Annotated in this window: 23 protein-coding genes; 15 read left to right on the top strand and 8 right to left on the bottom strand. The window is 38.5% G+C overall.

Annotation, left to right across the window (positions count from 1 at the left end; all coding sequences use genetic code 11):
* Positions 1–7 precede the first annotated feature (7 nt).
* From RGB74_RS17430 to RGB74_RS17410, 5 genes are all read left to right on the top strand, one after another.
* A complete protein-coding gene (locus RGB74_RS17430; protein WP_310760530.1) occupies positions 8–1,297 on the top strand; it encodes a branched-chain amino acid ABC transporter permease in 1,290 nt (429 codons plus the stop codon).
* A 12-nt stretch (positions 1,298–1,309) separates the two neighbouring features.
* Positions 1,310–2,086, top strand: coding sequence for an ABC transporter ATP-binding protein (locus tag RGB74_RS17425; RefSeq protein ID WP_310760529.1), 777 nt, complete (start codon positions 1,310–1,312; stop codon positions 2,084–2,086).
* Between the two features lie 11 nt (positions 2,087–2,097).
* The gene (locus RGB74_RS17420) at positions 2,098–2,805 is read left to right on the top strand and encodes an ABC transporter ATP-binding protein (protein ID WP_310760528.1); all 708 of its coding nucleotides are present in this window, start codon (positions 2,098–2,100) and stop codon (positions 2,803–2,805) included.
* Positions 2,806–3,015: 210 nt separating this feature from the next.
* Positions 3,016–3,486: a low molecular weight protein-tyrosine-phosphatase gene (locus RGB74_RS17415; RefSeq protein WP_310760527.1), complete on the top strand. Its 471-nt coding sequence runs from the start codon at positions 3,016–3,018 to the stop codon at positions 3,484–3,486.
* A 20-nt stretch (positions 3,487–3,506) separates the two neighbouring features.
* Positions 3,507–3,932: a GNAT family N-acetyltransferase gene (locus tag RGB74_RS17410; protein WP_310760526.1), complete on the top strand. Its 426-nt coding sequence runs from the start codon at positions 3,507–3,509 to the stop codon at positions 3,930–3,932.
* A gap of 192 nt (positions 3,933–4,124) precedes the next feature.
* Here the strand turns inward: RGB74_RS17410 and RGB74_RS17405 are convergent, their stop codons facing one another.
* The gene (locus tag RGB74_RS17405; RefSeq protein WP_310760525.1) at positions 4,125–4,379 is read right to left on the bottom strand and encodes a GlsB/YeaQ/YmgE family stress response membrane protein; all 255 of its coding nucleotides are present in this window, start codon (positions 4,377–4,379) and stop codon (positions 4,125–4,127) included.
* A 170-nt stretch (positions 4,380–4,549) separates the two neighbouring features.
* On the opposite strand from RGB74_RS17405, the gene RGB74_RS17400 reads away from it, so the two are divergent.
* The 3 genes from RGB74_RS17400 (at position 4,550) to RGB74_RS17390 (ending at position 6,876) form a co-directional block, all read left to right on the top strand.
* On the top strand, positions 4,550–5,425 hold the full coding sequence (locus RGB74_RS17400) for a YihY/virulence factor BrkB family protein (RefSeq protein WP_310760524.1): 876 nt from the start codon (positions 4,550–4,552) through the stop codon (positions 5,423–5,425).
* 268 nt (positions 5,426–5,693) lie between these two features.
* Positions 5,694–6,290, top strand: a complete 597-nt coding sequence (locus RGB74_RS17395) for a DedA family protein (protein WP_310760523.1) — start codon at positions 5,694–5,696, stop codon at positions 6,288–6,290.
* Positions 6,291–6,405: 115 nt separating this feature from the next.
* Positions 6,406–6,876 (top strand): VanZ family protein, encoded by a 471-nt coding sequence (locus RGB74_RS17390; RefSeq protein ID WP_310760522.1) that lies wholly within the window; start codon positions 6,406–6,408, stop codon positions 6,874–6,876.
* A gap of 37 nt (positions 6,877–6,913) precedes the next feature.
* On the opposite strand, the gene RGB74_RS17385 is transcribed toward RGB74_RS17390, so the two are convergent.
* Together RGB74_RS17385 and RGB74_RS17380 are read right to left on the bottom strand one after the other, a co-directional pair.
* Positions 6,914–7,363, bottom strand: a complete 450-nt coding sequence (locus tag RGB74_RS17385) for a TlpA disulfide reductase family protein (protein ID WP_310760521.1) — start codon at positions 7,361–7,363, stop codon at positions 6,914–6,916.
* Between the two features lie 121 nt (positions 7,364–7,484).
* On the bottom strand, positions 7,485–8,663 hold the full coding sequence (locus RGB74_RS17380) for an MFS transporter (protein WP_396135990.1): 1,179 nt from the start codon (positions 8,661–8,663) through the stop codon (positions 7,485–7,487).
* Between the two features lie 89 nt (positions 8,664–8,752).
* Between RGB74_RS17380 and RGB74_RS17375 the strand changes: the two genes are divergently transcribed.
* Both RGB74_RS17375 and RGB74_RS17370 read left to right on the top strand, forming a co-directional pair.
* The gene (locus tag RGB74_RS17375) at positions 8,753–9,136 is read left to right on the top strand and encodes an OsmC family protein (RefSeq protein ID WP_310760520.1); all 384 of its coding nucleotides are present in this window, start codon (positions 8,753–8,755) and stop codon (positions 9,134–9,136) included.
* A gap of 276 nt (positions 9,137–9,412) precedes the next feature.
* Positions 9,413–10,255, top strand: a complete 843-nt coding sequence (locus tag RGB74_RS17370) for a YfkD famly protein (protein ID WP_396135989.1) — start codon at positions 9,413–9,415, stop codon at positions 10,253–10,255.
* 33 nt (positions 10,256–10,288) lie between these two features.
* Here RGB74_RS17370 and RGB74_RS17365 read toward each other — a convergent pair whose 3' ends face one another.
* Both RGB74_RS17365 and yfkAB read right to left on the bottom strand, forming a co-directional pair.
* Positions 10,289–10,618, bottom strand: coding sequence for a winged helix-turn-helix transcriptional regulator (locus RGB74_RS17365; RefSeq protein WP_310760519.1), 330 nt, complete (start codon positions 10,616–10,618; stop codon positions 10,289–10,291).
* A 100-nt stretch (positions 10,619–10,718) separates the two neighbouring features.
* A complete protein-coding gene (yfkAB, locus tag RGB74_RS17360) occupies positions 10,719–11,837 on the bottom strand; it encodes a radical SAM/CxCxxxxC motif protein YfkAB (RefSeq protein WP_310760518.1) in 1,119 nt (372 codons plus the stop codon).
* A 133-nt stretch (positions 11,838–11,970) separates the two neighbouring features.
* Between yfkAB and RGB74_RS17355 the strand changes: the two genes are divergently transcribed.
* The 5 genes from RGB74_RS17355 (at position 11,971) to RGB74_RS17335 (ending at position 17,202) form a co-directional block, all read left to right on the top strand.
* Positions 11,971–12,162: an SE1561 family protein gene (locus RGB74_RS17355; protein WP_310261865.1), complete on the top strand. Its 192-nt coding sequence runs from the start codon at positions 11,971–11,973 to the stop codon at positions 12,160–12,162.
* Between the two features lie 100 nt (positions 12,163–12,262).
* Positions 12,263–13,810: a fumarate hydratase gene (locus tag RGB74_RS17350; RefSeq protein WP_310760517.1), complete on the top strand. Its 1,548-nt coding sequence runs from the start codon at positions 12,263–12,265 to the stop codon at positions 13,808–13,810.
* A 478-nt stretch (positions 13,811–14,288) separates the two neighbouring features.
* A complete protein-coding gene (pdaA, locus tag RGB74_RS17345; RefSeq protein WP_310760516.1) occupies positions 14,289–15,101 on the top strand; it encodes a delta-lactam-biosynthetic de-N-acetylase in 813 nt (270 codons plus the stop codon).
* A 130-nt stretch (positions 15,102–15,231) separates the two neighbouring features.
* A complete protein-coding gene (rlmD, locus tag RGB74_RS17340; protein ID WP_310760515.1) occupies positions 15,232–16,617 on the top strand; it encodes a 23S rRNA (uracil(1939)-C(5))-methyltransferase RlmD in 1,386 nt (461 codons plus the stop codon).
* 27 nt (positions 16,618–16,644) lie between these two features.
* Positions 16,645–17,202 carry a maltose acetyltransferase domain-containing protein gene (locus RGB74_RS17335; protein ID WP_310760514.1) on the top strand — a complete coding sequence of 186 codons (558 nt, stop codon included), beginning with the start codon at positions 16,645–16,647 and terminating at the stop codon, positions 17,200–17,202.
* A 234-nt stretch (positions 17,203–17,436) separates the two neighbouring features.
* Here RGB74_RS17335 and RGB74_RS17330 read toward each other — a convergent pair whose 3' ends face one another.
* The 3 genes from RGB74_RS17330 to RGB74_RS17320 form a co-directional block, all read right to left on the bottom strand.
* Entirely contained in the window at positions 17,437–17,601 is a 165-nt protein-coding gene (locus RGB74_RS17330) for a YfhD family protein (RefSeq protein WP_310760513.1), read from the bottom strand.
* A 120-nt stretch (positions 17,602–17,721) separates the two neighbouring features.
* On the bottom strand, positions 17,722–17,880 hold the full coding sequence (locus RGB74_RS17325) for a hypothetical protein (protein WP_310760512.1): 159 nt from the start codon (positions 17,878–17,880) through the stop codon (positions 17,722–17,724).
* Between the two features lie 91 nt (positions 17,881–17,971).
* Positions 17,972–18,532, bottom strand: coding sequence for a GNAT family N-acetyltransferase (locus tag RGB74_RS17320; protein WP_310760511.1), 561 nt, complete (start codon positions 18,530–18,532; stop codon positions 17,972–17,974).
* Between the last annotated feature and the right edge of the window lie 238 nt (positions 18,533–18,770).

Raw genomic sequence — 18,770 nt, 5'->3', positions numbered from 1 at the left:
AAGATCCATGCAAAAGCTGACTAGTAAACTAAAAGGAAATAAAATGGCACAGGTCATTTTGCTCGTGCTTTATGTATTGGTAACTTCATTGAGTTTATATTTAGCACAACAATCTGTTACCGCATTTCTATTGCTTTTGTTCTCCTTGTTATTGCTTTACTATACTGATCTTTCAAACCGATTAAAATGGGTGATTGCAGGAGTGGTCCTCATTGGGGTCATACCTTTTGTTGCAAGCACAGGACCGAGTTATCAATCCTATATGGAAGTTGCTACTGTGGTTGGCATCTATGTGGCGATGGCATTAGGACTTAACATCGTTGTTGGACTGGCAGGGCTTTTAGATCTTGGCTTTGTTGCCTTTTTTGCAATAGGTGCTTATACATACGGTATTTTTGCTACCGGACAGGCAGCGAATTTTATGCCGTTTGGGACGTTTCCGTTATCCGGCGGAAGCTTTTGGATTTTTATTCTGATTGGCTGTTTCATGGCTGCGCTTTTCGGTATTTTATTAGGTATTCCAGTCCTTCGTGTAAAAGGAGATTATCTAGCAATCGTTACATTAGGTTTTGGGGAAATCATCAGGATTGTTTTTAATAACCTTGATAAGCCTGTCAATATTACGAATGGTGCAATGGGCTTAGCATCGGTTCAGCCGCCTGAAATCTTTGGTTTTCAATTTGTTTACCCTAATCAGTTTTATTATATCGTGCTGGGGATTCTTCTTCTTGTTATCCTGGCTGTGAGAAGGTTTGAGTTTTCAAAGATCGGCCGTTCCTGGAAAGCCGTAAGAGAAAACGAGATTGCTGCACAATCAATGGGTATCCATTTAGTGCGCACAAAACTATTAGCTTTTGCGATCGGTGCCTCTTTCTCGGGAATGATGGGAGTAGTATTCGCAGCGAAACAAACGTTTGTTGATCCAACGAGTTTCACTTTGCTGGAATCGATCACGATTCTTGTTATGGTTATACTCGGCGGAATGGGAAGTGTGCCTGGAGTTATTCTTGGTGCTGCAGTTATTACGATCCTGAATCTGCAAGTGCTGACTGAAGTAACAAATTATTTGAACCAGTTAAACATGGACGGCGTGATCAGCTTCCCGGAAGCTCTTGCACCTGCGAAGATGCAGCGCTTTATCTTTGGAGCAATTTTAATCATATTTGCGATCTATCGTCCTCAAGGATTGATTCCTGCAAAAAATCCTGTTTTCGATGAAAATGCTTTGAAAGAGGGAGCGAAAAAACATCGGAAAGAGAAAATTACAATCGATCAAGATAAGGGATTTCAAGCTTAGGAGGGCGTGGCAATGTCGATTTTAACAGTTAGTAATCTATACAAACAGTTTGGCGGCTTGGTCGCAGTCAATTCCGTCGATATGACGGTTGAAAAAGGATCGATTACAGCTGTAATCGGTCCGAACGGAGCGGGTAAGACAACTTTTTTTAACTTGATCACAGGTGTGTATCAGCCTGATAAAGGAAATGTACAGCTAGGTTCAAAATCATTGATTGGATTGAAGCCCCATGAAATTTCGAGACAGGGAATTGCTAGGACGTTCCAGAACATTCGTCTTTTTTCGAACATTACAGTTCTTGAAAATGTAATGGTAGGACTGCACAAACAGTTAAAAGCAGGAGTTGTTACTACATTATTTCAAACAAAAGGCGTTCGAGAAGAGGAAAAACGTGCTCAGGAAGAAGCATATCACTGGCTGGAATATGTAGGTCTGGCACATCATTTAAATGAAGATGCCCAAAATCTTTCGTATGGTGCACAGCGAAGACTTGAAATTGCTCGTGCTCTGGCAACTAATCCTAAACTCCTGCTGCTGGATGAGCCTGCTGCGGGGATGAACCCGAGGGAAACAAGGGAATTAACCGAGTTTATCCATCGTATGAGAGAAGAGCTGGATGTAACGATTGTTTTAATCGAGCACGATATGAAGCTTGTTATGGAAATTTCAGAGCACATTGTTGTATTAGATCACGGCGAAAAAATTGCTGAAGGAAAACCTGCTGAAATCCGGAATAATGTAAATGTAATAGAAGCTTATCTTGGTAAAAGTGCAGTAACGCCAGCGTAAGGGGGAGAACGATGAGTATTTTACAATTAAATGATGTTAATACATTTTACGGTGGTATTCACGCGCTAAAGGGAATTAGTCTTAAAGTTGAAAAAGGTGAGATCGTAACGCTTATCGGCTGTAACGGAGCAGGAAAATCAACAACTTTAAAAACAATCAGCGGTCAAGTTCTTCCGAAAACAGGAAAAGTATATTATGAAGATAAAGATATTTCAAAACAGCCTGCTCATATAACTGCACAGACTGGGATCGCCCACGTGCCGGAAGGACGAAGGATTTTCCCTAAGCTGACTGTAAAAGAAAACCTTGAGATGGGTGCTTTTGCGATAAAAGATAAAAAAATCATCAAAGAGAGTATGGAAAGAGTCTTTGGATATTTTCCTAGACTTCATGAACGACTGTCCCAAAAAGGCGGAACAATGAGTGGCGGGGAACAGCAGATGCTGGCAATGGGCCGGGCTTTAATGTCTAAACCGCGACTGTTATTGCTGGATGAACCATCTATGGGCTTGGCGCCTGTAATTGTTGAACAGATTTTTGATATTATCAGTGATCTTAATAAAGAAGGAATGACCATTCTTTTAGTCGAACAAAATGCTTATCAAGCCTTACAGGTAGCCCATCGTGGATATGTAATTCAGACAGGCGAAATTGTAATGACAGGACTGGGAGCAGATTTGATTAAAAATGATCAGGTCCGGGAAGCATATCTCGCTTAAGTCTGCATAAAATAACCTGGCTATAATAGCTCAGGTTATTTCTTTTTTTAGGGCAGACAGTTAAAATATGTGACTTGCGGAAAGCGAGCGACCTGGAGCGGAAATCAACAACTTTCCAATACAGCCTTATAAAAAAATCCGGCATCATCTTCTTTTAAAATGACTGAAATTGTTATACCTTTAATAGGAATAAGAAGGGGGGGTGTAAGGATGGTAAAAGTACTCTTTGTATGTTTAGGAAACATTTGTCGTTCTCCAATGGCTGAAGCGATTTTTCGTAATTTGGTAAAAAGAGAAGGACTTGAAGGTGCTATTTCGATTGACTCCGCTGGTACAGGGAACTGGCACGCTGGTGAGCCTCCTCACGAGGGAACAAGAAATATTTTATCTCAGAAAGAAATTTCGTTTGAAGGTCAAAAGGCACGTCAAATTAAAACAAGTGACTTAACTCAATTTGATTATATTATTGGAATGGACGCTGAAAATATTGGAAACCTTCACAGAATGGCTGGTCAATCTAAAACAGGTATGATCGCAAGGCTGATGGATTTTGTACCCGATTACGAAAGTGAAGACGTACCAGATCCATATTTCACTGGTAATTTCCTTGAAGTATATGAAATGGTGAAAGCAGGATGTGAACGGCTGCTTGTAGAAATAAAGAATCGAGAATCGCTTTAATTTAAACCGGAGGAACATTAATGGGTGAGATTAGACAGTTATCAGAAGAACATGAAATTCGGGCAGCATTTCCTGTAATGAGCCAACTTCGTACACATCTATCTGAAGCCTTATTTTATGAAATGTTTCAGCAGATGCAAAAAGAAGGCTATAACTTGATTGCCAATTATCAAAATGAAAAAATTGTAGCCTTGGCAGGGTTTGCGATACTGACGAATTTCTACGACGGCAAGCATGTTTACTTGTATGACCTCGTTACAGATGGCAGCGAAAGGTCAAAGGGTTATGGAGAAGAATTGCTGTCCTATATTGAATCATATGCTGTTCAGAACAATTGTAACGGTGTAACGTTAAGTTCTAATTTAGAGCGGGTGGATGCACACCGCTTTTATGAACAAAAAATGCATTATGATAAGCCAAGTTACGTATTTAAAAAGCGATTTTAAATTTTTTTAAAAAAAGCCCTGTAAAGTGGAATAAGCCGCTTTTTTCAGAGCTTTTTTTACTGTTGATAGTGCGTGTTCAGCGAGATTTATAATCGCTGAACACGCCATTCAGGAAAAATGTGCGCTCATCCAGATTCTCTTTTCACACAAAAAAACCGCCCCTAATCGGGACGGTTTTTTGTATTCGATGTATTAAGCACGGCTACGCATACTGCGCATAATCCAGCTTACGATAAGTACAACCACGATTGCTCCAATAATAGCTGGAACAATAGCAAATCCTGCTACCGTAGGACCCCAGTCACCTAATACAAGTCCACCTAGCCAAGCTCCAACGAAACCAGCGATAATGTTACCGATAATACCACCCGGTACGTCACGCCCTGTTAATAGACCGGCTAACCAACCAATAATTCCTCCTATAATAAGTGCCCATAAAAAACTCATTTGAAATTCCTCCTTCATTTTTTTTAAAAGTTTGGTGTTGCTAATATTGAATTACTTTTAAGTTACCCATTCTAAAAAAATCTAAACAAAAGTGAAAAGAAGTTTTTATAAGGTTGGTCAAAGGGAATGATAATTGAAACATACATAATTAAAGATAGGGGTGAGAAACATTGACGTTATGGCACATTCTTAAACATATGAAAGCAAAAGCATTCGGGATTGAATTTATGCACGGATTTAAAAAAGGAGATGTAACGGGTTTGGCAGCACAGCTCGCATATTATTTTCTTTTATCTTTATTTCCGTTTCTCATTTTTTTATTAACACTTGGAGCGTTCTTTATTAAACCTGCTGAGGCGTTGAATATGCTTGAACATTATGTACCATCAGAAGCGATGGATTCTGTAGGTGAAAATTTACAGACAGTTCTTGAGGGAAGAAATGGAGGATTATTGTCCATTGGGATCATAGCAACGTTATGGTCTGCATCAAACGCCATTAATGCTGTTATCAAAACGTTAAATGAAGCTTATGGGGTAGAGGAATGCAGAGGTTTTATCAAGACAAGATTACTTGCCTTGTTTTTAACGATTGGCGTAATCTTTGCTTTTATCATTGCTCTTGTTTTTCCGGTTTTCGGAAAAATGCTAGGCAATATTGCTTTTTCATATTTAGGACTTGATGAAGCTTTTATGCAAATTTGGGGAGTTATAAGATGGATAATCAGTTTTTTACTAATCTCTACGTTTGTTTCTGTATTATATTATTTAGCACCTTGTAAAAAACTTAAATTTACCGAAATTTGGTACGGCTCACTCGTGGCAACATTTTTATGGCAAATAGTATCTTTGGGTTTTGCTTTTTATGTTGATCACTTTGGTAATTATTCTGCAACTTATGGAAGTATCGGTGCAATTATCGTATTGATGCTTTGGTTTTACTTAACAGGACTTGTTCTGCTTTCAGGCGGTGTTCTTAATGCGACCTTCCATAAATTCAAAATAGATTTTGCCAAGAAAAGGGGCTTGTTAAAGGCTGATTCATAGGAAAAGCTAGTAATACCTTTTATTAAAGGAGGTATTATTACCATGGGAAAAAGCAATAAGCAAAATACAAATAAGAGCAAGAACAACAAAAATGAAAGCCAGCACAAGACAAGCAGCAGTGCCAATAAGAAAAATAACTTTCATTAATGATTAAAAGCTGTCCGTTAACGGGCGGCTTTTTTTCCTTTTTTGAATCCTTTTTCGGTGTTACACGTATGTGCTATAATGATTTCCGTCATCTTTTTGGACAGATAAGGAGGGAGATAAGATGGAAGAACTTATACTCTCATTTGTTGACTTTTTAAAGCAATTTTCTTATTTTGGATTAATTGCCGCATTAACATTTGAATTTGTTCCTGCAGAGCTTGTATTGCCGCTAGCAGGCTATTGGGTATATGAAGGGGATATGAACTTTTGGCTGGCCGTATTAGCTGGAACATTCGGCGGGACTCTCGGACCGTTAACTTTATATGCATTAGGACGTTATGGGGGAAGACCGTTTTTGATGAAGTACGGCAAATATGTATTTATAAAAGAGAAAGAAATAAATGCTGCTGACCGTTTTTTTGAAAAATACGGTGCTGGTGTCGCGTTTTTTGGAAGATTTCTTCCTGGGGTAAGAACGACAATATCGATACCATGCGGGATGGCTAAAATGAACGTTTGGGCGTTTTCGATTTATACGTTCATTGCAATGCTTCCAATCACGGCATTTTATATTTATCTTGGACAAAAATTCGGACCGAACTGGAAAAGTGTTGGAGCAAAATCAGAAGAATATATGCTCCCTGTAGCTGTGACTATTGTGGCTGCAGTCGTGCTTTTTATTTTATTTAAGAAAACGAGAAAGAAATTTGCTTCCTGATTATACAGTTAATTAAAGAAAGTTTTATATGTTACATGTATCTCAAAAAGAGCTTTACATGGTAAACTAAAAAAGGTGACTACAGTAATTATTATTTTAAAGGCAGGAGAAGGCAGTGAACTCGAAAAGAATAAGAGTTATTTTTAGCATTTTCGGTGCACTGATTTTTGCTGTGTACTTTGCCATTCTAATTTATGCTACACTTTTTACGTTTAACCATTATGTTTACGGAAAATCAGCAAACCTTGTTTTGTTTGATAGCATCCGTCTTATGTGGAGAAGTGGAGATTATTGGCTAATATTTAAGAATGTTATCGGAAATGTACTATTATTCTTCCCGCTTGGAATGCTGCTGCCGTTAGTATTTCGTTTCTTTGATTCGTGGCGAGTCATGTTTGTGATTGGATTCGGTACAAGTTTTGTTATTGAATTCCTGCAATATGAATATGCACATCGGATATTTGATATCGATGACATTTTACTTAATGGTATGGGCGCATTAGTGGGGTTGATTCTTTATAAATTTTTCGCATTTATATTTAGAGTCATTGAACGCAATTTATTTAAACGAAAAAAGAAAAAATAAAAAGACTGGGGAGCTCCCCGGTCTTTTATTTTTTAGCTTACTTTGTTTCCTTGCCTAATACTCGATTAACACGCTTCGTTAACATTTTCATTCCGTCTCCGCCAGCTTGGAAATGACGCAGTTTTCCTTCTGCATCGAAAACATAATATGCAGGTACATATTCATTTTCAAATGCGTCAGTTAATGTATGATCATTATCAACGAAAATAGGCTGAGTAATATCATGTTCTGCAGCCACTTCTTTTATTTGATCAATGTCTAAATCCTTTTCGGAACGGGGCATATGAACGGCTATTACATTGAGTTCGTCTTTGAAGTCATCACGGAATTTATTGATATTTGGCATAGCTTCTTTACATAAACCGCAACTTACTGACCAAAAGTGAACCAAAGTAGGCTTGTCCCCAATAAGGTCACTTTTTTTAACTTCTCCATTTATCCATTCTGTTGCACCATTAAATTCAGGCATATCAGCACGTAATCTCATCAAATCGCTCCTTATTATCTAAAATAGTAAAAATTTCAGCTACTTCTAGTTTAAAGAATGAGTCCTTAAAGTCAAAATTCCTGCTTTTATAATATGAGTAAAAAGAAGAAAATTATTGTAGTTAGGCTGTTTTTGTTTGAAGTTCCTTTTTAGGTTGAGCTTTTATAAACAAAATTGGCAGACAGAGGACTAATAACATTCCGCAAATTGAAATTACAAAGGCACCTTCTTTAAATAAATTAATAAAACTGCCTCCGATTAACGGACCTGTCATGCTTCCGATACTGAAACTGATTCCCGCTAAAATATTTCCAGCAGGCAGATCATATTTTGGGAGTAAATCACTCATATAAGCAATGCCCATCGAAAACATCGAACCTGTAAACATCCCGGATAAGAAGAAAAGTACAAAAAGCATCCAGAATGAATGAAGAGCCCAAAATGTCCCTAAGAATGAGAAAAAACCAAGCACGAATGAGAATATAAGAATCGGTTTGCGGCCCATTTTATCGCTTAAAATTCCAAGCGGCAGCTGAAATAACAGACCCCCTAATACAAACGAGGGCAGGACAGCAGCTACCCAGTCTAAACTGATCCCGTTACGCAGAGCAAATACAGGAAATGATCCATGAAGGGTTGATTCGAGAAATCCGTATGCAAATGGCGGAAGCAAAGAAACCCATGCAATTTTAATAACTTTTCTGTACCTGGAGAACGCTGTTATGCCAGCAGATTTTGCTGAAATTGTCTCGGGCTTTTCATTTCGAATGGTCGTCATTAATAAAAAGGAAAGAAAGCAAAGTCCTGCTGCAAGCCAAAATGGGAGGTTGGCATTAACTTCGAGCATTTTCGTCATTAAAGGTCCAATCCCAAACCCCGCACCGAAAGCAATTCCGTATATGGAGATATTACGTCCTCGGTTAGTATCTGGGCTGTTCGATGTGATCCATGTTTGGGTAGAAAAATGCAGCATATGATCCCCAATTCCGATAACCAGCCTTAAGACAAACCAAAACCAGAAAACTTTCCAGAAAGGAAATAAGAAAAAACATAATATGACAGCGATCAAACCAATTATAATAAGAGGCTTATACCCAAATCTTCTTAGCGGTTTTTCTATAAAGGGAGAAGCCAGCAATATACCGATATATAATGCTGTAGCATGAAATCCGTTTAGAGAAGCGGATGTACCATTTTGCTCAAAAATGACTGCGATTAAAGGAAGCAGCATTCCTTGTGCAAAACCAGAAATAAAAACAATGCTGACTAAAACTGAAAATTTATAAGTTGAAAGCTGCATGAGCGTCTCCTTTTCAAAACAAACTACAGCTATTGTACAATGGATGTTACGTAAAGGTGAATAGAAGTTATTAAATTGGAGGATTATACATGCAATTTAAGATGAGAGAAAATGGCTTTGAAACGACGTTCGAATATGGAACACTTCAAATAAGCGGTAATGAAGAATACGGATTCCGACCTTTTCAATTGCTTGTTTCGTCTGTTGCTGTTTGCAGTGGCGGTGTCTTGCGTAAAGTTTTAGAAAGAATGCGCCTTCGGTTCGATAATATAGAAGTTTCTGCAGAAGTAAAACGAGATGAGAAAGAAGCGAATAGAGTTACACATATTCATCTTCATTTTACAATTGAAGGCGATCAGTTATCGAAAGAAAAAGTAGAGAAAGCATTAGTGGTGACTCGAAAGAATTGTTCGATGGTTCAATCAGTAAAAGACAGTATTGAAATTACAGAAAGCTTTGAAATACGTGCTTAAAATAACAATGCTGACCTAGGCAGGCGGAAATCTGAGGTCAGTATTTTTTTGTGGATAATTTTTATGCCATTGATATAAGAAATGAACACGAAAAATTTCGATATTTCCCTAGAGAAAGAAGTGTTTCTTTCAAGATTAGTTAAAAGATATGCATTTCAGCGGGAATGCCTTTTTTCTAAATCAATAAAACGATTTCCAACAATAACCGAGACAAAGTGGCTGGGTGGGGTGGATAAATTTTAACGGAAAGAAAAAAATAGGGGAAAGGAGGATTTTATGAAAAAGAGAATTCTTATTATTATATTTGTAATGCTATTTGCATTTTCCAGTCAGGCAATTGCTGCCGAAAAACCTGCTGCTGAGAAACCAGTAAAGCAAACAGAAAAGCTGCCTGAAAAGATGGCGAAAAAAGCAGATATTAAAGTACCTGGGTCTGTACTAAGCATTTCTAAAGAAAACACATACCCGAATTCAGCTCAAGATCTGCCTTACTTGGAACCAAGCAAGCTTGCAAAATCAATGCTTAAAACATCTGAAGTCCCGATAACTAACCCTGATCTGATTCGTCTTTTAAATGAATCCAGCATTAATGCATCAAAGGTAGCTTTTTGGTATCGTGCAAAAATTTACTTAGGTCAGTGGCCGTTATCTTATCAATCAACTGAAACGACCGTTAACTGGGAGCACCAGCAAATTAATACGAATCGCTTGGATAATCGCGGTGCTAAATCGGTAGCTAAATTATCCTATAACCAAACCGCATATAAAAAAGTATCAGGCGGATTAACTGCAGCTATTCCAAATAGTGAAGCTGTACAAAAAATGATGCTTATTGCGGCAGCCGAAAAATCCAGATTGCCGCTAGCTTTTTCTACAGCAATTGGGGCAGGAACAAAGAAATCAAATACGTACCATGTATCTCCAAAACAGGTTGGGTACTTGTACAGTTATGTACCAGCTGTAAATGAAAGAGGACGTGTAACATACGGAGAGGTATATATTGTCTTAAAGGGCGGAAAAAGACAGATACTTGTACAAAACGTTACACAGCAAGGCATTGGGGCATGGATTCCGGTACAAGATCACGTTTCATTCCGGTTTCATGCAGGAAATATGTAAAAAAGGACAGCATTTTAACCTGCTGTCCTTTTCTTATTCGGATGCTGTACAGTGGTCAACCCACTGCTCGCTCCACGTTTGAATTTCATTAATGATCGTTTTTAAAGAATTTCCTTTTTCCGTTAATGCATATTCAATACGCACTGGTGTCTCAGGGTAAACGTGGCGCTTTACGATTCCGACTGATTCTAATTCTTTCATGCGCTCTGTAAGCATCCGGTCACTCATCTCAGGAATCTGTGACTTAATATCTTTAAAGCGTTTTGGACCGCCCATCAGAACTCTGATGATGAGTCCTGTCCATTTTTTCCCGATTATCTCAATAGCGACTTCATATTTCGGACACATCGTGTTGTAATCCATACAACCTCACCTCTATATAACAAAGCTTAATAACTATAGTAATTACCGTTCATTATACGATTTAAACTTACTTTTGTAAAGTTTATAACTTTTTAATGCTTTAAAGCTTTGCTTGTCTAGTGAGAAACTCTGTTTTAGGATAATACGAATGTTTAACCAAAATATTTGGTCCGAGACATTTTACAGCTGAACAATGACAGCTTAGTTCTTTTGCCAGTTTTGATTCATTCCACGTTTCATAAGCCTTCAAAAGACTAGTGTCTTGGATATTCCCGAGTGGGGGAGCATCTCCAAAGTCTGTCACGATAATATTTCCGTCAAAAATATTTAAGTTTAAACGAGAGCGTCCATCAGGATCGTTTCTTACTGTGACGTTTTCTTCATTTCGCAGCCTGTTTAGTAATTGCAAATCTTCTTCATTATCAGAGCAAGCATAAAACGGAAGTGTACCAAAAAGCATCCATACCTTTTTATCACGGATATCAAGAAGCCGATGAATACTTTCACGCATTTCTTCTAAGCTGATGGATTCAAGAGTACTCGCAAAATCAACAGGATACATCGGATGAATTTCGTGACGCTGACATCCCATTTTAAGGACGTGTTTATGTATATCTTCTAGATAAGGAAGCGTCCTTTTGTTCAGCATCGTTTCAGCAGAAACCATGACACCTGCTTTTGCTAAGGCTTGGGTGTTTTCAGTTAAGCGTGAAAAATAAGCTTCTCTTTGCGCAAGTGTCGGTTTTTTCTCCATCATAGCAAATCCGGTTTCAGAAAACTCCTCCAGCGTTCCCCAATTATGGGAGATATGAAGGACATCTAAATAGGGAATAATCATCTCATAGCGTGCTAAATCCAGAGTAAGGTTAGAGTTAATCTGTGTTCGTGCACCGCGTTCTGATGCATATTTTAAAAGCGGCACCACATAATTTTTTATTGATTTTAATGACATCATTGGCTCACCGCCTGTGATGCTGAACGCCCGCAAATCCGGAATTTCATCAAGACGTTTTATGATTAGCTCTAAAGGAAGCGGCACAGGATCTTTCGTTTGCAGCGTATACCCTACAGCACAGTGAGCGCAGCGCATATTACAAAGGGTCGTGGTTGTGATTTCTATGTTAGACAGTTTAAGGCTTTTATGAGTCTCTATATCTAAATAAGCTTCCCAAGGATCGTGTTTTGGGGTTATCGGTTTTTTGTTTAATTTTAATACCATTTAAAAAAATCTCCTTCTAGACGAAATGGACATTCTTTATCTTAACTGAACAACTCCTAAAGAAAAAGGATAATCTTGTTGGCAAATTCGTCTTACCTTGTTAAAGTAGAGGGGATGGAAAGGAGAGATCACCATGGGTAACTCTATTCAAGATAAATCCTCTCAAAAAGAATATATAAAAACACGCATCGATTTATTAATGGATGTTCTAGATGCTATTGATGCAGAGACTGCAGGTATCGATGAAATCGACAAAATTATAGGAATGCTGGATGACCTGGAAATGAAGTGTAAGCAATTCCGTCATGACTGGGAAGAACAGTAGAAGTAAATCCGTTTCTGTATTATAGGAACGGGTTTTTTTGTTATACTGTAATCAAGAATAAAACAAAAATTGTTCACGCTTACAAAGGGGTAGTGGAGAGATGAAAAATTTTCAGGAAAGCATGTATAAACTGATTGTCGAAACTTCAACCAAATTGCCAAAAGATGTACGTCGTGCCATCCTTGCAGCGAAGCTAAAAGAAAATGCCGGTACACGAGCTGCGATGTCTTTAGATACGATCACGGATAATATTCTAAAAGCTGACGAGAATGTTTCACCGATCTGCCAGGACACAGGACTTCCTACATTTAAAATAAAAGTTCCAGTCGGCGCGAACCAAATCGAGATGAAAAAAGCAATTCGTAATGCGATCGCTGAAGCGACAAAGGATACGAAGCTGCGGCCAAACTCAGTTGATTCGATCACAGGCGATAACAGTGGTGACAACCTGGGTGATGGAACGCCGGTTATCAAGTTCGAACAATGGGAAAATGATTACATTGATGCGCGTCTCATTCTAAAAGGCGGCGGCTGTGAAAATAAAAACATACAGTACAGCCTTCCTGCAGAATTAGAAGGATTAGGCCGTGCTGGCCGTGATCTGGACGGAATCCGTAAGTGTATCATGCATTCGGTTTACCAAGCGCAGGGCCAAGGCTGCAGTGCAGGTTTTATCGGTGTTGGAATCGGAGGAGACCGTACTTCGGGATATGAGCTGGCAAAAGAGATGCTTTTCCGTACGGTTGATGATACGAATCCGAACGAAAACCTGCGCAAGCTTGAAGAATATGTAATGGAAAATGCTAATAAGCTAGGAATCGGAACGATGGGATTTGGCGGAGAAACAACTTTGCTTGGGTGTAAAGTCGGTGTAATTAATCGTATTCCTGCAAGTTTCTTTGTTTCTGTTGCTTATAACTGCTGGGCTTACCGCCGTTTAGGAGTGAAATTGAATCCTGAAACAGGTGAAATTACAGAGTGGCTATATCAAGAAGGGGAAACGGTAGATTTTGCTAAAGCTGAAGAAGAAGCGGCAGCAGCGGTAGAACAGCAAGAAGATAAGACTAGAAGCATAACATTAGAAGCTCCAATTACGGAAGAACAAATTCGTGAATTAAAAGTTGGAGATGTAGTAACTATTAACGGGATGATGCATACAGGCCGTGATGCGATTCATAAGCATCTCATGGACAACCCGGCTCCAATTGATCTGAACGGACAAATTATTTACCATTGCGGTCCTGTAATGGCGAAAGATGAAGAAGGCAACTGGGTTGTGAAAGCAGCAGGACCAACAACGAGTATTCGTGAGGAGCCGTATCAAGGCGATATCATGAAAAAGTTCGGAATTCGTGCCGTTATTGGTAAAGGCGGAATGGGACCGAAAACTCTCGCTGCTCTTAAAGAACACGGCGGTGTTTACTTGAACGCAATCGGTGGAGCTGCACAGTACTACGCGGAATGTATGGAAAAAGTGGAAGGTGTAGATCTCATGGAATTCGGTGTTCCAGAAGCAATGTGGCACATACGTGTTAATGGATTCACAGCTGTAGTAACGATGGATTCCCATGGAAACAGCCTTCATGAACATGTTGAGAAATCTTCCCTGCAAAAACTTGAGCAATTTAAAGAACCGGTATTTAAATAAGAAGATGGATTGAAGACCTTAAAGGTGCGCTTTAGCGATCTTTAAGGTTTTTTTTTGCAGTTAGGTGGAATTATGTCGGAATTTGTAGAAAGACTCAATTTTTATGAATTAGACTCAATTATTGTTCAAACAGACTCAATCATCGTTCAATGAGGCTAAATTTTTCAAAATTAGATTCAAATCCCCCATCTGAAATATCATTATCTAAAATTATTTGTTGATTCAGAAGCGAGAAGGTTGAGGAAGTGAAGTTTTCGAGGCGCGGAGTGTATTACACATACATAAGTACTTAGTAACAATGCACCTGCGATTACTCGGTGCAACTCGCAGTTTTCGTGCAAGTTTTGCTCGTCACTGACGAAGAGATTCGACGCTTATCAATCAACCAACACTCACTTTCCTTATAATCCCTAGCATGATTTCACTTTTTCACCGCACAATAAAGGTATAGGCTGTCGTTTGAAGGAGGAATTATTTTATGAAGATCAATCGGCTCCTTTGCTTTTTATTAATTCCGTTGATACTTTTCCTACAGCCGGAAATTTCTTTTGCGCAAAGAGGTTTATCGAATCAGCGGCTGGAATGGTACTTTGAAAAAAAGGGGAACGAGAAGCCTCCAGTCACAGATTCAAGGTATTTGGAACTTATAAAAAAATATGATAGCCTTTTTCTGGGCGATACTGCCAAAAAAGATATTTATTTAACGTTTGATAACGGATACGAAAATGGATATTCGGACGATGTGTTAGATGTTTTAAAGCGTAAAAAAGTGCCTGCTGCCTTCTTTGTAACCGGACAATTTATGAAAACCCACCCTCACCTAATAAAGCGAATGGCTGAAGAAGGTCATATAATCGGCAATCACTCTTATTATCATCCTGATCTGACACAAGTATCCGATGAACGTTTAATAAAGGAATTAGAAAAAGTTAAGTTGCGATATGCGGAAATAACCGGCAAAAAAGAAATGAAGTATATACGGCCGCCAAGGGGCGTATTCAGCGAAAGAACGATCGCTCTTGCGAAAAAAGAAGGATATACTCACGTGTTTTGGTCACTTGCATTCCTTGATTGGGAAACGAATAAACAGCGCGGCTGGAAATATTCCTATGACCAAATAACAAAACAGATTCATCCAGGAAGTATTCTGCTGCTGCATACTGTTTCAAGAGATAATGCAGAAGCACTAGAAAGCGTAATCGAAGCATTGCAGAAAAGAGGTTATACATTCAAAAGCCTTGATGACCTGCAGATGAGAAGTTCTGTTTCGCCGATTTTAACAAGACCATAAAAGTTACCTTAGTTATTGCTAAGGTACTTTTTTTGTGTTAAGAATGACTTCACATATCAATGTTGGTAGAACTCAAGAATTTCGTCTACAATAAGAAAAGCGACTTTTTGCGAAGAAATGAGTGAAATCAATGAATAAAGTGGTAAACCCCATTATGAATATAGGACAGACTTTCCCGTTAAACATTAAGCGAATCGGAATTAACGGCGAAGGTATCGGATTTTATAAACGACAGGTAGTTTTTGTACCTGGAGCATTGCCCGGTGAAGAAATCGAAGTTGAGATAACGAAAGTGTTCCCAAACCGGGGAGAAGGCAAAATTAAAAAAATCAAAAAGAAATCAAAACACCGGGTGACTCCTCCTTGTCCGATATATGAGACATGCGGCGGGTGCCAGCTTCAACATTTAGAGTACCCAGCACAGCTGAAAGAGAAAAGGGATCTCGTTAGTCAAGCTTTTGAAAGGTATACTAAGATTTCAAAAAATGATCTTTCCATCGGAAAAACAATCGGTATGAAAGAACCATGGTATTACAGGAACAAAAGTCAGTTTCAAGTTGGACAGATCGACCAAACTGTAATCGCAGGATTGTATAGCAGCAATACACATAAATTAATCAATATTGACCATTGCCTAGTTCAGCATGAAGATACAAATATCGTTACGAATAAAGTAAAACAAATCATTCAAGATTTAAATATCCAAGTGTACAACGAAAAAAAACGCACTGGTTTTATCCGGACAATTGTTGTCAGAACTGCTTTTAAAACAGATGAAATTCAAATCGTAATCGTTACAGCCAAGGAAGATTTTCCGAAGAAAGAGCTGTTCTTCAAAGAAATAAAAAAACGTATTCCACAAGTAACATCATGCGTTCAAAACGTAAATGATGAAAAAACGTCATTAATCTTTGGGAATAAAACAGAAGGAATCTACGGGAAAAAGACGATTACTGAGCATCTGGGCAGCTTAAGCTTTGAACTTTCTGCGCGAGCCTTTTTTCAATTAAATCCTTCACAGACGGTCAAGCTGTATGAGGAAGTGAAAAAACAAGCAAAACTCTCGGGGAAAGAAAAGGTTGTGGATGCTTATTGCGGATCCGGAACAATTGGCATGTGGCTTGCATCTGGAGCAAAAGAGATAAGAGGAATGGATATGATAAAAGAATCCATTCTCGATGCACAGAAAAACGCTAAAAAGCATGGAATTAAGAATGTAAAATATGAAACAGGGAAAGCTGAAAATTTACTTCCACAATGGGTTAAAGAAGGATGGCGCCCAGATGTTGTTGTAGTGGATCCGCCTAGAACCGGCTGTGATGAATCATTTTTAAAAACTGTAGCGCAGATCAAGCCGAAAAGAATGGTTTATGTATCTTGTAATCCATCAACACTTGCTAAAGATGTCCACATGTTGATAAGTAAGGGTTTCGTTGTAGAACAAGTAACACCTGTGGATATGTTTCCGCAGACCGCACAAGTAGAAGCAGTATGTACACTTGTGTATAAAGGCTAACTTTAATTCAATGGGAGAATTGAGAAAATGAAAACAGAAAAAGAAAAGATGATGGCAGGTGAACTCTATCGTCCAGATGATTCCCAGCTTATAAATGAACGGAAAATGGCAAGAAGGTTAACAAGAATGTTCAACGAAACAACGGAAGAAGAAACAGAGAAACGCACTGAATTGTTAAAAGAGCTCTTCGGTTCTACGGGAAAAAACCTTGGAATCGAGCCGAATTTTCGCTGTGATTATGGTTATAACATACATGTAGGGGAGAACTTTTACGCAAATTTTGATTGTATCATTCTTGATGTGTGTGAAGTTCGAATAGGGGACAATTGTATGTTGGCTCCAGGGGTTCATATCTACACAGCAACCCATCCGCTAGACCCTGATGAGCGTAATTCAGGTGCAGAATTCGCAAAATCAGTTGAAATTGGTAATAATGTCTGGCTTGGTGGCGGATCTATTATTAATCCCGGAGTAAAAATAGGGAACAATGTTGTGGTTGCATCAGGAGCAGTCGTGACTAAAGATGTGGATAGCAACACAGTAGTTGGTGGAAATCCGGCAAAAGTTATTAAGAGGCTAATCTAAGATAATAATTTTATTCCTTTAAAAATTCAGAAATATACACAATATACACAGTGTTTTCCACAGAAAATGTGCATAACATCATACTTTTACACAGGTTTAATAAGAATTATCATATTGCTATGTAAAGTTATGCACATAATTAACAAACTTGTGTATAACTTTATCCACAAATAGAATAGGTATATGTATCTTTATATTACAAAAAAGACCTGCTGTGATAGCAGGTCTTTTTGCTTAGCGACTGCCTTTTTTCTGGCGTCGGTCAGCTGCTTGTGCACGAGCGTTAGCTTCAAGATCGTTTTGATCTGCCAGTTCACTTGAGTACTCGACGTCAAGTCCGTTAGCATTTGAAGCTGCAGCATTTGTGCGAGATGGGTTCTTTCGGTTACGTTTTTCCACAAAAATACCTCCTTAAAGATACTAAATGTTTGAAACGTAAATCAAAAGCTAGTGAGGAACTCGTCCTCAATAATAGGATGTGCAGTTAACACTCAGATATAAGAGGAATTTTTAGGCTATTTATGAATTATCTTCATTTGTTTGTTCTTTTTCAGAGCCATCCATGCCTGGATTGTTTATTGAAGCCGCAGAAGATTTTAGCTCTTGTGCATAAGTGACTTCTTGAGTTTTTGTTAGATCGCTGTTACGATTTTTTGCAGTTTGTTTGTTGTTTTGCATTGGTATCCCTCCTCAATAGATTAAAAAAACACCACCTTCATAAAGCGAAGGTGGTGTTAGTATGTGCAGGCAACATAAGATATTACCTGTATTATGCTTCCTTTAAATGCTCCTCGGCTACTTCCAGCGGCTGTATACGAAGCTGATGCATTAAATAATTGTCTTTTTCAATTTGATATAGGTTGTAAATTTCCTGTCCCTGGTTAAGCTGGTCATAAATATCTTTTCTTGTTTCATTTGCTAGTGTCACGTAAGGTATTTTTTCTGCAGCTTTTTGAGAACGGATATTTTGTTTACGAATTCTCATAAAGATGGTGTGGATATCTTTTTCATAAAACAATTCTGAAAAGAAAGCTTCTTTTGCCAGATTGTTATAGCCTTTGCCGAAATATGGCTGGCCGATCCATGTTCCAAGAAATCCGTATCCATCTTGAACATCGAATAAATTAATGGTGCCGATTGGATTATGCCACTCATCCAATATCGTTCTGGAGATAATCTTTCCTTGTTCTTCTTCCTCTAGCGTTTGCTTCGTAAGGAACATGAATTCCTCAAATGAAGCAGCTTTTTGGCGTACAAAAGGGAAGACTTCTGGGTGCACCATTAAATTGTAAAGAACATGACTCTCCGTTAAATCACGCTTTTTCAACAATTTAACCCCTCCTAGAGGGCAGAATTATCCCCCACCCTCGAATTAAGAATAAAAATTAATTCGGGGTGGGAATCGAACCCACTAGGACCAGTCATAGCTGGTGGCGCACCAATTGCCTTCCCTTGCTCAGTATTTAATTTATAGATATAGTTTTTGTTGCCATGCAGAGCACGAATTCAATTAACCGGATTTTTCTAAATCCGCATGTGGCTCTTCTTGTATCATAATTCATTTTTCT

The organism is Bacillus sp. NEB1478 (genome assembly GCF_031582965.1).
Classification (GTDB): domain Bacteria; phylum Bacillota; class Bacilli; order Bacillales; family Fictibacillaceae; genus Fictibacillus.
This window is presented reverse-complemented; position numbering and strand designations above follow the sequence as displayed.